Consider the following 16,334-nt stretch of genomic DNA (forward strand, 5'->3'; position numbering starts at 1 on the left):
CCGATGATTTTTACACTACTTTCTGTTTTTCATTCGTTTGAACGCCCTGAATATTTCTCCCACCCAAAGTACGAGGGACGTGGCAAGCGTGATCCAGATCCATTCGGTCCACGTCAACGGGATGGTTCTGAAAACGGAACCACCGAAGTTGACCACGAGTACCTGTCCCACGATAATGGCCATTCCCACGGTAAGGAAACCTTCGCTTTTGAATATATCCTTAAAGGCGGAATCATTTGTTCCGAAGGTCTTCGCGTTGAACATATTCCAGAACTGTAACATCACGAATACCGTGAAGAAGATCGTCAGGTTACGAAGTCCTTCCGGTGTTCCGGCCTCAATACCTCCGGCATAGTTGGAGAGTACATATAACAAGCCGAGTAGGATAACCACGAACGTGATTCCGGTGGCTAATATCAGTCGCTGCATTTGCGGGACGATGATAAAGGCATTCGAGTTTCTCGGCTTCCGTTTCATCACTTCCGGGCTAGGCGGGAGCGAGGCTAAAGCCCCGGCGGCAAACGTGTCCATGATGAGGTTTACCCACAACATCTGTGTCACCGTGATGGGGAGTTCCGAACCGAACAAAGAGCCTAGTAATACAATAATCAAGGCTGCCACGTTGATGGTAAGCTGGAACAGAATAAACCGTTGAATATTCTGATACACAGATCGTCCCCACATCACGGCAGAGGTGATGCTACTGAACGAGTCATCTAGCAAGGTAATGTCACTGGCCTCTTTAGCCACGGAGGTTCCGCTACCCATAGATAGACCCACGTGTGCATGATTCAAGGCGGGGGCGTCGTTCGTTCCGTCTCCGGTAACGGCCACGATGGCTTGTTTCTGTTGTAGCAATTGAACGAGGCGTTGTTTGTCCATCGGGCGGGCACGGGACATGATTTTTAAATCCAGTACCCGATCCAAGGCTTCTTTATCGGTTAATTGTGCGAATTCAACTCCCGTGATCACGTTCCGATCGGTATCTTTTTCCGTCCACAGACCGATTTGTCTTCCGATCTCTTTTGCCGTACCCGGTGTATCTCCGGTCACCATTTTCACTTGTATTCCGGCATCAAAACAGCGTTTTACCGCGTCCGGCACGTCCGGACGGATCGGGTCTGAAATAGCCACGATCCCGAGGAATGTTAATTCCACGTTGTATAAACGTCCGTCTTTAAAATGCGATTCATTGTCCTCGATGACTTGGTAAGCAAAACCCAGTGTCCGCATGGCTTGATTTTGGTATTCCTGCAATTGGTTCTCCACGGTCGTTTTGTAATTGGCGATCGGTTGCCCTTCCCCGTCGATTAACGCATTCTTACATTGAGCGAAGATGATTTCGGGAGCCCCTTTCACGTATAAAATCTTTTTCCCCATGACGGGAGAGTTAACCAACGTGGCCATGTATTTCCGTTCCGTGGAAAAGGTTAATTGGTCGATCACCGTGGCATTTTCCCGGAGTTCTTGGTAATTAGCCTGTTGTCCGTTTAACCAGAGTAACAAGGCAGCCTCGGTCGGGTTACCTAGAGTTTTCACTTTGCCCGGATCGGAAAAGTCAAGGAACGCGGTTGTATTCACGGCAATACCCTCTTTTATCAGTCGGGAGTTTTCATTATCAGTTAGTTGTTGATCTTTCAGACCGTAGAAGTTTGTTTTGTACACGGTCATCTGGTTTTGGGTCAGGGTTCCCGTTTTATCCGTACAAATAACGGTTGTAGCACCCATCGTTTCGCAAGCGTGCATTTTGCGAACGAGGTTATTGGATTTTAGCATTTTACGCATACTGAGGGCCAAACTCAAAGTGACGCTCATCGGAAGACCTTCCGGAACAGTCACCACGATCAGGGTAACGGAAGCCATGAATGCCGACAGGATTTTCTTTCCCAGACTTAGCGAGATCCACGCTTGCGGGTCCCAAGGTTTAACCCCGAAAGCCAAACCGATGGCGAGCATGATAACCAATGCTCCTAATCCGTATAGAATCCAACGTACCCAACTTCCTTGCTCTATACTCTTGGGGAGTTCTTTTTCTTTTCCCCGTAGGGCATGAACATCGTATATGACAGGCACCCATACTTTAGCGAGCATGATGATCGCCGCGATAATCAAAGCCCCGATCAGTCCGAGTTGTCCTAATTCCGGGGTAGGGGATGCGGGATTAAAGAAGATGGCTTTAATGAATAGGATGGTGAACGTGACTGCGGCACCGCAGAATCCTACGACCCCGATGAATTTTGCCAGCGAATCCAGCTGTTTGTCGAGTGGGGTAGGTTCTTCGCTTTTTTCCGAAGATTTTTCTGCCACTTTTCCAAATTCCGTGGAGTCTCCCACGGCAAGTACCTGCATGATTCCGTGACCGTCGGAAACGGTTGTTCCTCTCATCACGTGATTGGAAGGATAGGTGGCTTCCAGGTTGAACTCGGATTCGATCACGGTTTTATTGGCGATCGGTTCTCCGGTTAAACTGGACTCGTTCACCTGTAAGGAGATAGCCTCTAGAAGTACCCCGTCGGCGGGGATCTCTTCTCCTTGCTCCAATAGCACGATGTCATCTACAACAATGTCCTTTTTAGGGACTTCGTGTACATTACCGTTACGGATAACTTTGATCAACGTGTCGTCATTCACTTGATTCAGCACGTCGAATTTCTTGTTTGCATCCCATACAAACCAGGTGGCAACCCCGGTTGCAAGTAATATGGCCACGGCAATACCGATGGTTTCCGCGATCTCGATGATTCCTTCCGAGAAATACATGGATATGGCGATACCTCCCGAAAGAAATACCGCGACCATTAATATGCGAATGACGGGATCTTCAAAGTTCCCGATAAAAATCTGCCATAAAGAATCCCTTTTAGGGGGAGTTAACACGTTGGCCCCGTGTTTTTCACGACTTTCCAGCACTTGTTTATCCGTGAGGCCTGTGTAGTGTTTACGTGATTCCATGTTATAATTTAAGATTTAATTATTTTTTTTACGTGTTGACCGAATAATAAGATACGTGAAAAAGCCAATTCCAACGATTAACATGACGATGGAAATCTCGGTGAAATACTTTTCCAGTAACTCTTTTCGGGAATATAAAAAATAGCCGACGATAGCCAGTATCAAGTTCCAGATACCACTTCCGGCAGCCGTGTAAAATATAAAGCTGTTTAAAGGCATTTTGACCAATCCGGCCGGAAGGGAAATAAAGCTTCTTACCCCCGGGGTAAGTCTTCCGATCAGCGTGGAACTTTTGCCGTATTTCAAAAAATATTGTTCGGATTTTTCTACTTTTTCTTTTGACATCCGCAAAATCTTTCCCCAGCGTGATTCCGCGAAAGAATAAATGAATTTACGCCCTAACGTGTATGCTAACACGTAGTTGAAGAGGGCGCCTAGAACCGATCCGATTGTGCTGAAAATAACTACCAACAGGAAATTGAGATCCCCGTTTGCAGCTTTCCAGGCTGCAGGAGGCACGATCAATTCCGCCGGAAAGGGAATGATGGAACTCTCAATGGTCATACACACGAGAACGCTCCAGTAGTTCACGTTCTGCATATACCAATCGAGAATAGATTGAAGCCAATCGATCATAGGTTGTTTCTAAATTTTTTTTAATGTTTTTATTTGCTCTCACTTGTTATAATTATCGTTATGGTTTTGTCATAACAGCAATACTTTCAGCGAGTAGATATAAAAACCTTGACTATGTCGGGTGGTCAGATATTGGATAAAGTGCCGTTCTTTTTTAGCGAAAGACAATTTTATCGGAATATTTTTTCCACTCTGCATATTGTGATGCGAATACACGTTTGTTTTAGGAGTTTTGTTGAGTCCGAAACGTCGCCCGTGAGAGGTTGCAATTCCTTCATCGGAGCCTAAATGAAGACCTCGTGAGAGGGTGTCATAATGATGGGCAATCTCGTCCGATTCGGATAGTTGTTCTGTTTGTGTAGGCAATGCTATCTCGTCCTCGTTTCCCTCTGTCTGTAGTCCATTGACTATGAGTAGTAAAGAAAAAATAAAGATAGATATATATACAAAAAACAGCCTTTTCATTATAAAATTATTTACAGGCTCAAAAGTAATATATTTTTTGGATATATATCCAGTCTCGTTTACGCTTTTTCTTGTCAATAAATCCGTTTTATTACGTACCTTTGCGGGGAATCAGAAATATTCGGATCATGACGGTAAAAATGATATTAGCTTGTATCGTGGCTCTCTTGGCGTTAGTAAACCCGGTACAGAAAGTTTTAATTGTTACTTCGTTGCAGGAAAGGTTCAGTCCTAAGGAATTGCGGTATATATCCATTAAATCATCTATTACAGCCGCGTTGATTCTGATCTTTTTTCTTTTCTTGGGAGAAGTTACTTTCAGTTACGTGTTCCATGTCGAGTTGTATTCTTTTCAAATCACTTGTGGGGCCGTGTTGATGTATAACGGTCTATCCGGTTTGTTGAAAGGTTTTTTCCTGAAAGTGGACGAGCATATCAAATTAGCCGACCTGACCACGGTACCTATCGCCATTCCGATGATCGCGGGCCCGGCAACCATTACGGCAGCCGTTACGTTTCCCGTTCAATACGGGCGTGAGATCACGATTATAGCCATCTTGATCGCTTTGGTGGTAAATCTGTTTTGTATGTTACAAGCCCGGCGAATCGGGAATTTCTTGATTAAATACAATTTCATGAACCCGTTGATCCGGATTATCGGGTTGATTGTTGCCACGATCGGGTTACAGATGATATTTGACGGAATCACGCTGTTTATAAAGTCGTTGACGGTGTAAAATTTATTAGGGTTTCCAGTCTATAATTCCGTTTGTGGGGTGTACTTTCCGCCAGTTTTGAAAAGCGGAATAATTTTTTATCCCGTCTTGAATGACGGCTTGATAGTACTCGATTCCCATGATTTCTTCGCCGTCGGGAGTCTCGTACTTTAGTTTCAATATGGTTTCTCGGATTTCGGGTGTCAATACCGCTAAGATTCGTTCGGCCACTTGCTCGAAATAGCCGTCATAGTAGGAACCTTTCAGGATGTGAATCATGTCGATTTGCCACGATTCGCAATCGGTATCCTCGTACCACGCGTGCCATTCAATGCAGTGTTCGTCCGTGTCGATCAGGTTTTTGTATTCGATTCGTTTGATCGCTGGGTTTGCGGCCAGTTGCGTGATTGCTTGGAAACTGATAGCCGGGGTTAATCGCGGGGTATAGACGTGGAAATCTATATCCCGGTGTTTCATCATCAATCCCATTTTTAATGACCCAACAAGATTGATTTCCGCCCCGATGGATTTCCAGATATTGATAATGTCAGTTGCTTGGACTATCTGTCTGGCTCGTTCTGTATTGCGAGCTGCAAGTTGTAACATCGTTTCCATGTGTTCGTGATTGAGAACGCGAAAATAACAATAAACTCTTGGAAAGTGGGTGAGAAGAATAAATTTATTTTTTAACGTAAAATTGGCTTAAATTAACAATGTACTTCCGTGTTTTCCCCTTTTTCCTGCCGGGAAAGGGGCGGGAGGCATGTAAGATGCTGGGGATCTTCGGGGTTCATTAACGACACCTTTTGTAAGTGTTCGATAAGTCTTCGACAAGTGTTCGATAAGTCTTCGATATAAGTCGAACACTTGTTACTCACAATCCGGTAATTTTCCCAAAAAAATGTAAACTTACAGTTAAGGTGCCTTTAAGCATTATTGAAGGTTTATTGAATCATTCAAGCGGAGGTAATATGCACGTGAAAAAAGAAAAGGAGCTGTCCCAAAAGTCAATTTTAAACAACTACCCCCACTAACTCCCCCTTACACAAGGGGAGAAACCGCTTGGTAATCAGCTCTCCCCCTGTGTAAGGGGGAGCTGGAGGGGGTAGTTGGCAAATACAAGCAGGACTTTTTGAACGGCCCCTTTTACTTGTATCTTCTTTTTTATTTATTTTTCATCCCGATATAAAAGACGTAACCGTAGTAACTTTTGTATTTCCGGTAATAGTCGATTTCATCTAATTCCCGTTGTACTAATTGTTGGGCAGGTGTACTGTTTTTATATTTTTCCAAGAAGAGAGGTATGTTTTCTTGCATGGGTTTGTAAAAACAGTCCAACCAACAATATTCAGGTAAAATGAAATGGGCTACCGGGGTGTATCCGGCTTCTTCCATTTTCTTGATTTTATTGGAAATGGTGTCAATTTCGGCATAATTAAAATTCCAGAATTGTTCAATTTCATCCGGTCGGGTATCCGTGAGCCAAGAAACTTCCGAGACAGCGATCATTCCTCCCGGTTTCAGGAATTGTTTCCATTCCCTTAGGCCTCTTTCGAATCCGATGTTATAAATGGAGCCTTCCGCCCAGATTAAATTTAGTTCTCCGGGTTCAAAAGGTAGGTTCTCCATGGAAACTGCAATGCCGGAAATCCGGTCGCTGAGTCCATGACGAATGGCACGTTCCTTTAAAAGAGTGATCATCTTCGGGAATAAATCGATCGCCGTGATCTGTCCTTTCGTGTTCTCGGCAAGCGTGATGGTTTGTCCACCGCTGCCGCAACCGATATCGGCAATTTTGGCGTTATCCGATAACTCCCCGATAAAGCTCAAGGCTTGTCGGGTGACTTGTTGACTTCCGGGACCTTGACGGTTTAGACGTGAAAAAAAGTCTACGATCATGTCAAAGTCGAAGTCTGCTACTAATTGTAATTCCTGTTCCATAATTGTGATAAATATATGTGATTATATGGTGAATCCCATGCTTTAGACATAAAGATTCGGATAAAAATTTTGGAGTACCAGTAGGTACTTGAAAATCAAAAGTAAAGTCAATAGAAATAATTTCCGAGTAAGAAACCCGGGTAGGGAAATCCAGCCTGAAAGAATTCGGGCTGTTAGTTACGCATTTATCTTCTTAGAATTTGTTGTTTTCAAAAAGCGATATTTTGTTTGTCGGGACAAAGATAGATTATTTTTTTGAAAATAAACAGATTATTAATTTGATTTATTTTTTAGAGGACAAGTATTGCAAACCCATCGTGATCCAAACGGCAACCACGAATGGGGCAGTTAATGTCGTGATTCCTGCGTATATTCCCATAATTTGTATTCCTGTTGACAGGAGTATGGACAAGGGGGCCCAAACCATACTTTTGAAGGTTCGGTTTCCAAGGGCTATACTGCAAAGTACTCCGTTATATCCGAGTAATCCGGCATTGAATGTCGAAAAGTCTGTTGTCAACGGCAAGGCTACCAGCAAAGGCAAAAGGGCTCCCCAAACTGTGTAAACTGTTTGTATCCGGGAATTGACAAGGATACCGATCAAAAAAAGTAATCCGGCAAAAATATTTCCTCCTTGAAACATGACCTGCCCGATGTTCAGGCAGAATGCTTTCGGCAGATGAGCTACAGCCTCGGAAACATGGGGTGTTGCAGGCAATAGGAGAGTGGGGAAAAGGTAAAGGTTCCCCAATAATAGAATCCATACCGTAATGATAAATGGTGCCGTGAAACCCGGAACTGTTTTCTGGCAATTGAATAACCGGGTGATCCAGGTGGAAAGGGCAGAGCCGAATAGTAATAAGAACATGGAACTAATGTTTATTTCCATGAACACCCCGATGGCGATACCAACCAATGTTCCATTAAAACCGTAGAGGCCGTTCCGAATGTCTTCCCGTGAGTATTTACACAGGCAGGCTGTTAATGTGCTAACTATATTTCCTGCTAAAGCGAGTAATGCCAGTATCCAAGAATTGCAGGCAATCCCGGCTAACATAAGAAGTCCTGACAAGGCGTTATTCTGGAACATCACTTGCCCAATACCTCGGGCTATGATAAATAGTCCTTCTTTCATCGTGCAACTAACTGAGGTGATAAAAACTACTCTTGATGATTTCTAAAATACTCGATCATTTCGCTGGTAAGACTAATGTCAGATTCAGAAGCCGGAATGTTTTCCCGTTCGAACCATTCGGCCAAGGCCAGTTCCTCTCGGTCGAGCGTGATGCTGTCGTCTCCTTCCACTTCGGCAAAAAAGCCCATTAAAAGCGTGTCGGAGAAAGACCACGGTTGACTTTTGTAGTATCTGAGGTTTTTAACGTGTAATCCAACTTCCTCCATGACTTCCCGTTTCACGGTTTCCTCGACGCTTTCCCCGATCTCGGTAAATCCGGCGAGTAAGGCGTAGCGGGTATATTCCCGGTTGGCGTATTTGGATAACAGAATTTTATTCCCGTTCGTGACGGCGATAATCACGGCTGGCATAATTTTCGGGTATTCCGTGTTATTACAAGTCAGGCAATGTAACATCCGTTCTTTTTCATGGGGAACGAGTTTTGCTCCGCAATGACTACAGAACTGATGGTTGTCGTACCATTTGTAGAGGCTGTACGCTGTGATACCTGCAAATGCAAGGTGTCTCGGCCCGCTTGTCCGGAAAAGCCCGATGTCTTTTAGCTCGAATTCCGGTTGTCCTTCCGGGACTTGATGTACCAGGTAAAAACAGTCGTTGTCAATGGCGAATAAATAAATGGCTTTCTCGTAAGCGCTTTCTTCGATCCCGTTTAATTCTGCAAAGCGGGGAAAACGTAGGGGTGCTGAAGCTTTACTTGCCAGAACCATATGCCCGTCGAAATAAAGCGCATAGCTTGTTGCCTCCGGACGTTTGGGGGCGTAAGCATTTGAAAATATATGGGGCGCTATATCTTGTATCATTCCTTATTTATTTTGCCTGTGAATTCGGGCGTCAAAGGTATTAAATTGTTGGATATGACGCTAGTTTTTAAAATGAAAAGTGGCTATCCCAAAAGTCAATTTTAAACAACTACCCCCACTAACTCCCCCTTACACAGGGGGAGAAACCGCTTGGTAATCAGCTCTCCCCCTGTGTAAGGGGGAGTTGGAGGGGGTAGTTGTCAAATACAGGCAGGACTTTTGGACAGCCACTTTAAGAATAAAAACTTTGTAATTAAGGGTAATTGGCTCCTATTTTACCATCTCGTAATCGATACCGTTTACATAGTAGATAGAATAGAAGTTTTTATTATGGTTTTTCATCCATTCCCGCATTTGTTGAATACTGTTTTTTTCAGAGTCGCAGTGGTCGGCATCCTTGTCTCCTTTAGCCTCTTCTTCTGCAACTTCTTTTTCCCAGTTGTCGATGTATTCCTGTGATAAGCGTTGTTCCTGTAACACCCCGGTCACGACGATTTCGGAGTTAACCAGCTCTTTGTTGAAAGATTGTATGTTACCGCCAGCTTCAACACGGATTGTAAATTTACCCGTGGAGTCCGCGATAAAACAGCGACGTCCGGAGTGAGAGCAAGTGTGTTTCACGACACCTTTCAGAATGACCGTATCATTCAGTTGTTCTTCGGCCACGTTCAGAAGACCGTTAACGTCCAAGGTTTTGGAGGCCAAGGATATTTCAGTGGTATTCTCCTGCTGTGTTTTCTTGTTCGTGTTTTTGCATCCCACGATGGAAAGAGTTGCGATACAAGCAATAATAAAAATGAATGTACTTCTTTTCATGACGATATATTTATTTAATGTTATTTTCTTATTCTGGCAAAAAGGCATACGGTAATAAATCCGGCAAATCCCGTGAATAACGTGATAATTCCGGCAAGGTATTTCCCGTATGATTTTTCTTTACGATACACGACAAAAGTAACTATTGTCAGTATAATATTCAACAGAAGAGATGGGAAATAATAACCCGAAATCCGGGGATAGATGTAACTGTTCGTGCTATCTTGAAAGGTCACCGTGAACGGGAACAAGTAAGGTAGTGTTTTGTCCCACGTGGATTCCGGTGCCGGGCGGAACAGGCTGTCCACTTGACGCATACTTTTATTCTCCAAGGCGTAGGTATGTTCCCCGTCCGAAGAAATCTTGGCTACCGTCCAGTAGAACATATTGGCCATGATGGAAACCCGGTCTTTATCGGGATTCACGTCTTCCAACACCTTCACGAGCCGGTACCCGTCCGTGGAAAGATAGTAAAGCGTGTGATTCGTGTCGAACAGGAATCCATACAGGCTCCGATTGTCAATTTCCATCGGGAACATACAGGAGATGTTACTTGCCTTCGTGTCCTTGACAAAAGGTTTCCCGTTTGTCATTTTTATATGGAAAAGATGTCCCTTGCTATCCAGAGCGAAATAGCCTTCATCGTATGATTTCTGGCTCGTGGGAATCCCGGTGACCCACAGTGCGGGGAACGTGAAATCGGCCTTCTCCATTGCTTGCTGGAAACGGGCGGATTTCTGTTCGTCTACCCGGTTTGTGGCCATGTCGATGAATTCGATGTTCTCTTTCAGTCGGAACATATCGCTGGGGTTTTCAAGGTCTACTTTTCCCGAACAGGATTCGAACATGGGGTAGAGTTCTATGACCGGGGTATTTTTATCTTTGGGTTTGTACCAGAAGAAAAAGTTATTCCGAGCTATGGTTTGCCGGTCAACCGGGACTCCTTGGATGGAATCCGGGATGGCGTTTTCCATGGCTAACTGACGATAGTAGAACATGGGTAACACCCGGTCGAATTCCGCGTCCGAGTAAACTTTCCCGCTCATGTCTTTTCCTCTCACGTTATCATTGTCCTGATCCAAATAACAGAATTGGTTAATGACAGAACTGTAATAGGTGAACGGGTACCGGGGAGAGGAATCCATGGTTAATTGAACGAGTGACGGGATAATCCATGATAATAGGAAAATGGATAATCCGATATATAAAATCTTTATTTTCATCTGCTTGAAATTTAATGATATTACTGCATTCCTTCTTTAAAGTGACGAATGGAGATTTTGGGATAAAGGGCTAAAAGTACGAGTGTCCCGAACAGGAAGGGGAGCATGTAAATGTAGCTACCCGGTACGCCTTGTACCATGAATAATGATAGGATCAATAACCCGATCACGGCATTATAGATTCGCTGGCTCCACACGGGTTCCAGAATAATCCACGCCGTAAGTAGATAGGATGCGAAACCGCATAATACTTGCGGGAGTATCGTGGCGAACCATGCACCGACCACTTCTCTCGGGAAATTCGCGGATAGTCCCCACAGGAAACCACCATAGCTGACCGTGAAAAGGAGTGACAGGCACGCCATCCCGTAACTTAGCATCAGGAATACGATCCGGTTCTCTCCAAGCGGGAGATGCAGTGTCAGTTTGAAACGTTTCTTCGTCATTTCCGGAATAAACTGGGTAATTCCCATGATGATTCCGGCGAGTAGCGGTAAGACTTTTATCTGGTCCAGCAAAACCACGTTTTTCAGGATAAATACCTCCCACAAGTGTGGCATTCCCACGTTACGGGCGGCACTTGAAATGCGAAGTGCAATGTAGCCCATGGCGAGGATAAATACCACGAACATCAGGAGAAACATCCAACGGGTTTTAATCCATTCTTTGAATAGTAGTGCTTTGTTCATCGTTTTAGTGTTGTTTTTGATTAATATTTTCCGGTTAACCCGATAAAAGCGTCTTCAAGGGATAAAGTTTCCTCCTTTAAATCTGCCACTTGTACACCTTTTGATTCCAATAATTGCCGGACGGTTTCGAGTGGTTCGAAAGAGTAGGTAATCCATTGACCGTTATTTTTTTCGATGTTCCATAGTTTTTCATGTTCCGTGGGAACTTGACCTTCGTTCAAGGAGAAACGGAAACGGTGGAAGTTTTCCATGATTTCCCGGGTCGGTTTGTGAATCAACAGGCGTCCGTAATCCAGAATCATACAATCGTCAATCAGCAATTCCATGTCTTGGATGATGTGGGAGGTCAGGAATATCGTTTTATCCCCTCCGGCGGCAAAATCTCGCAAGTATTCCACGAACAGACGGCGATAGCCGGGGTCCAGTCCCATGGAGAAATCGTCTAGGATCAGCAATTCCGGGTCTTGGGCAAATAGTAACCCAAGGGCGACTTGAGAACGCTGACCGCATGACATATGATTGATTTTCTGATGAGGAACAACTTTTAGTTTTTCCATCAAACCGTAGAACGCATCTCGTTTCCAGTTCGGGAAAAAGGCCCGGTAATACTTTTCGATTTGCTCGATCGTGAAATAGGTGTGTTGCACGTGACCTTCCAGTAATAAGCCGATCTTGGCTTTCGTGGCGGGAGTGAGGTGATTCATGTTCTCGCCGAGAAGGTAACACTCTCCGGAACGGGGTTTTAAATAACCGTTCAATATGTTGATGATGGTGGTTTTTCCCGTTCCGTTTTTTCCGAGTAACCCGAGTACTTTACCTTTTTCTACTTCGAAGTTCAGGTTCTCGTAAATTAATTTTTCTCCGTAATAGTGCGTTATATTTTTACACTCGATTACTTTTTCCATGTATAAAAGATATTATGGTTTAAAAAACAATGCCGCAATGTGCTTGCAGGGTTTCCCGGTGCAAGTCGTTTTGGCAGGAGTCATGTTGCCAGTTTAATTTGATAAAGATACCCCTGTTTTTAGGCAGGGAATAATTCCAGCGGAGTTCTATATTCGTGGTCCAGTTGTCCGTGGAGAGATTGTCGTAAGCCTTGTAAACCGCGGCTAGGGCGATTTGCTCTTGGTCGATTTCCGTGAGCTGCAAATCGGCGGTTGAATTCTTACGATACACCCCGTCCAGAACGAACTGGAAAGAGTGCTTTTTGTAGCCGGTTGCGGCAAAGAAGTTCATCCCACCGGATAAATAGTTTACTTTCATGAGGCGGGCAGGGTCAAGATATTCCATCTTGAACGAGTTGAACCCGGCTCTTGGTGACAGGTACCATGTAAAACGGTCTCCCTTGGTTTGCCCGTATACTCCCGAAACGGAAATATCTGCTTTTTTCACGGATAACTGTTCGGCCTCGCCCGTTTTTTCGTACACGTTGGTTGTGGCACTTCCGATAAGAGATTCAATCCCTTGACGATCTTGGTAGGTTGCCCGTGTCCGGACTCCCCACTGGTGCTTGTTCCGGAAAGAAGTGTAAGCGATTTCGGCTTTCATCTCGTCCTGATTCAACGTGTTCAAGGGCAGGTCGTTCAGGTCTGAAATAATCTTCTCGAAAGAGAATCTTTCATACCCGAAGGAGCCGGCGAAACCTTGTTTGTTGCGGGGGAAAATTTCAATGCTTGCCCCGTAGCGATGACCGTCGTAGAAGAGGGAAGTGGCCCCTCTGCGAAACCGGACGTAGTCCATGCCCAGACCGCTGAGATTATAGGTAATGGCGGAACCCAGTTCACTATAAAACTTCACGTCGTTGGTTTGCTTGTATTTTCCGGCATGGAAGGCGATTCCCATGGAGTATAGCTTGTTCAACTTGGCCGACATGCCGATGGAGGCTTTCAGGTCCGAGACGATGTTTCTGGGGCGGGGATCGATCTTCCGGTACCCGATAAGGGCCCGGTAATTGGCATATATCCCCCAAGTGAAACGTTTATGTTCCTGCGCGTATCCCCCGGCAAAATAATATTCTTCAAAGTCCATGTCCCCACCAACCGAGTCTGCGACCACGTAAGGATATACCATTAAATAATCGGACGTTTCGTTCCATTCTACTTTTTCCCTTTTCCCTTTTTTAAAATAGGCGTTTCCCCATGTCTTGCTGTTTTTTCCTAATGGCATATAAGAAAATGCGTGGAAGGAAAAATTACTAACTTCCGAGCCTAATTGGGGCAAAAATGCCTTGTTTGCATTCTGTTGTTCCCAACCGATTTGTAGTTCCGATATGGAGAACGTGTGAGCATAGTAATTTATAGCCGGGTTATCATAGATTTGCGACACGAAACTCTCAGTCGGGGAGAAGTAAAGCCGTGCGCGGGTGTTTGCCGGAATACTATCCTGTGCCCATGTTCCGAAGGTCTGGAAAAGAAGACTAAAAATCAGAATGAAACGAAAAGTCATGATTTTGTCGGTTTAATAATTATTGTTTTAAAGACGGAGTGGCCTTGGCCTCAAAGTCTTCCGTGGAGTTATTCGTGTCTTTCAGTATCTTGCGTCCGTCAGGAGTGGTGGAAAGTACTTTCCGGCGGACACTTTTGTTGTATCGGTTTTTGTCGCTTGCGACTTCCCCGCAGTAGGTGAATCCCATATCCAAAGATGGGTCAACGACATTCCAAACATATTGTGCTTTGTTACTTATGTTGACTGCGTCGATGATCCATTCGTTGGGAAACTTGTAGTAGTTTCTTGTCATGGTATATCCGGAATTAACATAGGAACATTCGTATAAATAATCTTTTAGATATGTTTGTTTGTCTACACCCATACGAGCGATGGCATATGCTTTTAGACCTTGATTATTTAGGGTCCATATAGTTAGGGTGGAAGAATAGATTATATCTAAATTAGGAACCATCGGATTATCGACATCCTGATCATTATCATTGTACCATTCAAAATTTGCATTTCTCAGGTCAAACGAATTCGGTGTTGCAATAGTATGATCGATTGCTTTATCACAAATCAGAATAGATTCTCCGGGTTGTACGGGATATTCTTTCCCGTTACCGGGTACCGCATATATATGTGTAACAGTCATGGCTTGGGACATGATGTCTGGTGTGTAGTCGTACTGGCGTGATGTTGTGAATTCTGATTCCAAGATCACAAGTCCGTCAGCATATAAAACAGAATCTGAATTGTTATATATTTTAAAATATTGATCTCCGGAATATTGTTTTCCTTCCAGTGTCGTACTTCCGGCGAAATAGACCTCTTCAATAACAAAATCCGCTTTCGAGTTGAAAAGGAATAATTTAATATTATCAGCGCTTGTTGTTCCGACAAGATTTACGGATTCTTTATATCCTTTTACTTGCCCTTCAACGGTTTTCTCGTCAACGATATAATTCATTTTCCCCTCCACGGTGATATTGTAAAGGCCTTCGTTGAGCGTGATTTTCCCTGTGGTTCCGGTCATCGTGTTTGTTGTCAGTTTTCCGGTGTTCACGTTCTTGAACGTGACGTGCAGGTCGGATATGCTTGTTACATTCAAGTCTTCCGGTTCCGTGAGTGTTAAAGTAAACTCTGTGATTTTTACTTTGTCATCATCCGTGCAGGCAATAAATCCCGCACAGATGAATAACATAAATACTAATACGTAAGAAATTTTGTTGACCATGTTGTTTTTGTTTTTATAAAGTGTTTATTTCTTCAATGATGGTGTAGCTTCCGGGGTAAAGTCCTCGGTTGAGTTGTTGGTGTCTTGCAGAATTTCCCTTCCGTCTTCCGTGGTCGTGAAGGTTTTCCGGAGAACGCTCTTTCCATATCGGTTTTCATCTCCGTCAATAACCCCGCAGTAGGTCCAGCCCATATCTATCGTGGGCGAGGTTACAATCCATTGGAATTCTGATTTGACACTTAAATTGACAGCATCTACAATCATTTCGTTCGGTACTTTGTAACAACTTTCCTCGCAGGGAATCTGGTATTCTTCAAAGACAAACATCCACTCGTAATCATAAGTATAGTCTTGTAAAAACTTTTCGATATCTCCCAGTCTAGCTATCGCGTAACTATTGAAACCGCGATTGTGGAATACAAATTTGCCGTACGGGGTCAGTATGTTGGGAACTTCGTGGTTATCAATATCGTCACTATCTTCATAGAAGATTTCGAAATCCGCTTTACTCAAATCTATGGAGTTTGAGTTTTGAGCTTGATGATTTATCCCGTTATCTGCAATGATAATATATTCTCCGGGATTAACCGGGTGTTCGGTTCCATTACCCGGTATGGTAAGAATCGCGCTTACAGCCATAGCCTCTTTCATGATGTCTGGCGTGTAGTCTTGTTTGTCCACGGTTTGGAATTCTGATTCCAGAATAGATAATCCGTCAGCGTACAGCACCTTATCCGTGTTATTGTAGATTTTAACGTATTTGTCTCCATTGTATTGTTGTCCTTCTTCCGTCACCGTTCCCGTGTAAAAAATCTCGGCGATAATGAAGTCGGAAGATGTCTGGCTAATGAATAATTCGGTTGCTAAAGAGGCGGTCGTTCCCGATATGTTGACCGATTCTTCATATCCCCGGATTAGTCCTTCATGGCTTTCTCCCTCTCGCTTGTATTGAATAAAACCTTTCATGCTGATATGATACATTCCTTCCGGAAGGGTCACTTGGATTTGATTATTCTCGAACGTCGTGTTATTTGTCACTCGTCCGGTATTCACGTTGGTGAACTTCACGACCATATTGGATATACTGGGTTCTTCGAATCCTTCCGGGAGTGTTGTGTTTAATGTAAATTCGGTTGTGTTAACCGTTTTGTTATCGTCCGTACAAGACAGCACGCTAAAGATCGTCACGATCAGCGAACAGAAAATGATAAAATTGTTTTTCATATTCATGATATAT

15 protein-coding genes are annotated in these 16,334 nt (G+C 44.0%); 1 reads left to right on the forward strand and 14 read right to left on the reverse strand.

The features are described from left to right. Positions 1-15 precede the first annotated feature (15 nt). The 3 genes from I2I33_RS08185 to I2I33_RS08195 form a co-directional block, all read right to left on the reverse strand. A complete protein-coding gene (locus I2I33_RS08185) occupies positions 16-2,952 on the reverse strand; it encodes a calcium-translocating P-type ATPase, PMCA-type (RefSeq protein WP_087420556.1) in 2,937 nt (978 codons plus the stop codon). A 15-nt stretch (positions 2,953-2,967) separates the two neighbouring features. Beyond that, positions 2,968-3,588 (reverse strand): DedA family protein, encoded by a 621-nt coding sequence (locus I2I33_RS08190; protein ID WP_087420555.1) that lies wholly within the window; start codon positions 3,586-3,588, stop codon positions 2,968-2,970. A gap of 69 nt (positions 3,589-3,657) precedes the next feature. Then, positions 3,658-4,053, reverse strand: coding sequence for a hypothetical protein (locus tag I2I33_RS08195; protein WP_087420554.1), 396 nt, complete (start codon positions 4,051-4,053; stop codon positions 3,658-3,660). Positions 4,054-4,181: 128 nt separating this feature from the next. On the opposite strand from I2I33_RS08195, the gene I2I33_RS08200 reads away from it, so the two are divergent. Continuing rightward, a complete protein-coding gene (locus I2I33_RS08200; protein WP_087420553.1) occupies positions 4,182-4,790 on the forward strand; it encodes a MarC family protein in 609 nt (202 codons plus the stop codon). Positions 4,791-4,796: 6 nt separating this feature from the next. Here the strand turns inward: I2I33_RS08200 and I2I33_RS08205 are convergent, their stop codons facing one another. From I2I33_RS08205 to I2I33_RS08255, 11 genes are all read right to left on the reverse strand, one after another. Then, complete coding sequence (locus I2I33_RS08205) at positions 4,797-5,384, reverse strand: hypothetical protein (RefSeq protein ID WP_087420552.1); 588 nt, start codon at positions 5,382-5,384, stop codon at positions 4,797-4,799. A gap of 549 nt (positions 5,385-5,933) precedes the next feature. Beyond that, positions 5,934-6,710 carry a class I SAM-dependent methyltransferase gene (locus I2I33_RS08210; protein ID WP_087420551.1) on the reverse strand — a complete coding sequence of 259 codons (777 nt, stop codon included), beginning with the start codon at positions 6,708-6,710 and terminating at the stop codon, positions 5,934-5,936. Positions 6,711-6,993: 283 nt separating this feature from the next. Continuing rightward, complete coding sequence (locus tag I2I33_RS08215) at positions 6,994-7,845, reverse strand: urea transporter (RefSeq protein WP_087420550.1); 852 nt, start codon at positions 7,843-7,845, stop codon at positions 6,994-6,996. 26 nt (positions 7,846-7,871) lie between these two features. Continuing rightward, positions 7,872-8,705: an NAD(+) diphosphatase gene (gene nudC, locus I2I33_RS08220; RefSeq protein ID WP_087420549.1), complete on the reverse strand. Its 834-nt coding sequence runs from the start codon at positions 8,703-8,705 to the stop codon at positions 7,872-7,874. Positions 8,706-8,975: 270 nt separating this feature from the next. Beyond that, positions 8,976-9,521: a hypothetical protein gene (locus tag I2I33_RS08225; protein ID WP_087420548.1), complete on the reverse strand. Its 546-nt coding sequence runs from the start codon at positions 9,519-9,521 to the stop codon at positions 8,976-8,978. Positions 9,522-9,541: 20 nt separating this feature from the next. Then, positions 9,542-10,744, reverse strand: coding sequence for a DUF4857 domain-containing protein (locus I2I33_RS08230; RefSeq protein ID WP_087420547.1), 1,203 nt, complete (start codon positions 10,742-10,744; stop codon positions 9,542-9,544). A 20-nt stretch (positions 10,745-10,764) separates the two neighbouring features. Next, on the reverse strand, positions 10,765-11,433 hold the full coding sequence (locus tag I2I33_RS08235; protein WP_087420546.1) for a hypothetical protein: 669 nt from the start codon (positions 11,431-11,433) through the stop codon (positions 10,765-10,767). 20 nt (positions 11,434-11,453) lie between these two features. Further along, the gene (locus I2I33_RS08240; RefSeq protein ID WP_087420545.1) at positions 11,454-12,338 is read right to left on the reverse strand and encodes an ABC transporter ATP-binding protein; all 885 of its coding nucleotides are present in this window, start codon (positions 12,336-12,338) and stop codon (positions 11,454-11,456) included. Between the two features lie 19 nt (positions 12,339-12,357). Continuing rightward, positions 12,358-13,878: a DUF6850 family outer membrane beta-barrel protein gene (locus I2I33_RS08245; RefSeq protein WP_087420544.1), complete on the reverse strand. Its 1,521-nt coding sequence runs from the start codon at positions 13,876-13,878 to the stop codon at positions 12,358-12,360. 19 nt (positions 13,879-13,897) lie between these two features. After that, on the reverse strand, positions 13,898-15,097 hold the full coding sequence (locus I2I33_RS08250) for a DUF4876 domain-containing protein (RefSeq protein ID WP_204247530.1): 1,200 nt from the start codon (positions 15,095-15,097) through the stop codon (positions 13,898-13,900). Between the two features lie 24 nt (positions 15,098-15,121). After that, positions 15,122-16,321: a DUF4876 domain-containing protein gene (locus I2I33_RS08255; protein ID WP_162613742.1), complete on the reverse strand. Its 1,200-nt coding sequence runs from the start codon at positions 16,319-16,321 to the stop codon at positions 15,122-15,124. Positions 16,322-16,334: the final 13 nt, after the last annotated feature.

Origin of the sequence: Butyricimonas sp. BSD2780061689_150309_C8 (assembly GCF_015560935.1) — a bacterium.
GTDB lineage: Bacteria > Bacteroidota > Bacteroidia > Bacteroidales > Marinifilaceae > Butyricimonas > Butyricimonas paravirosa.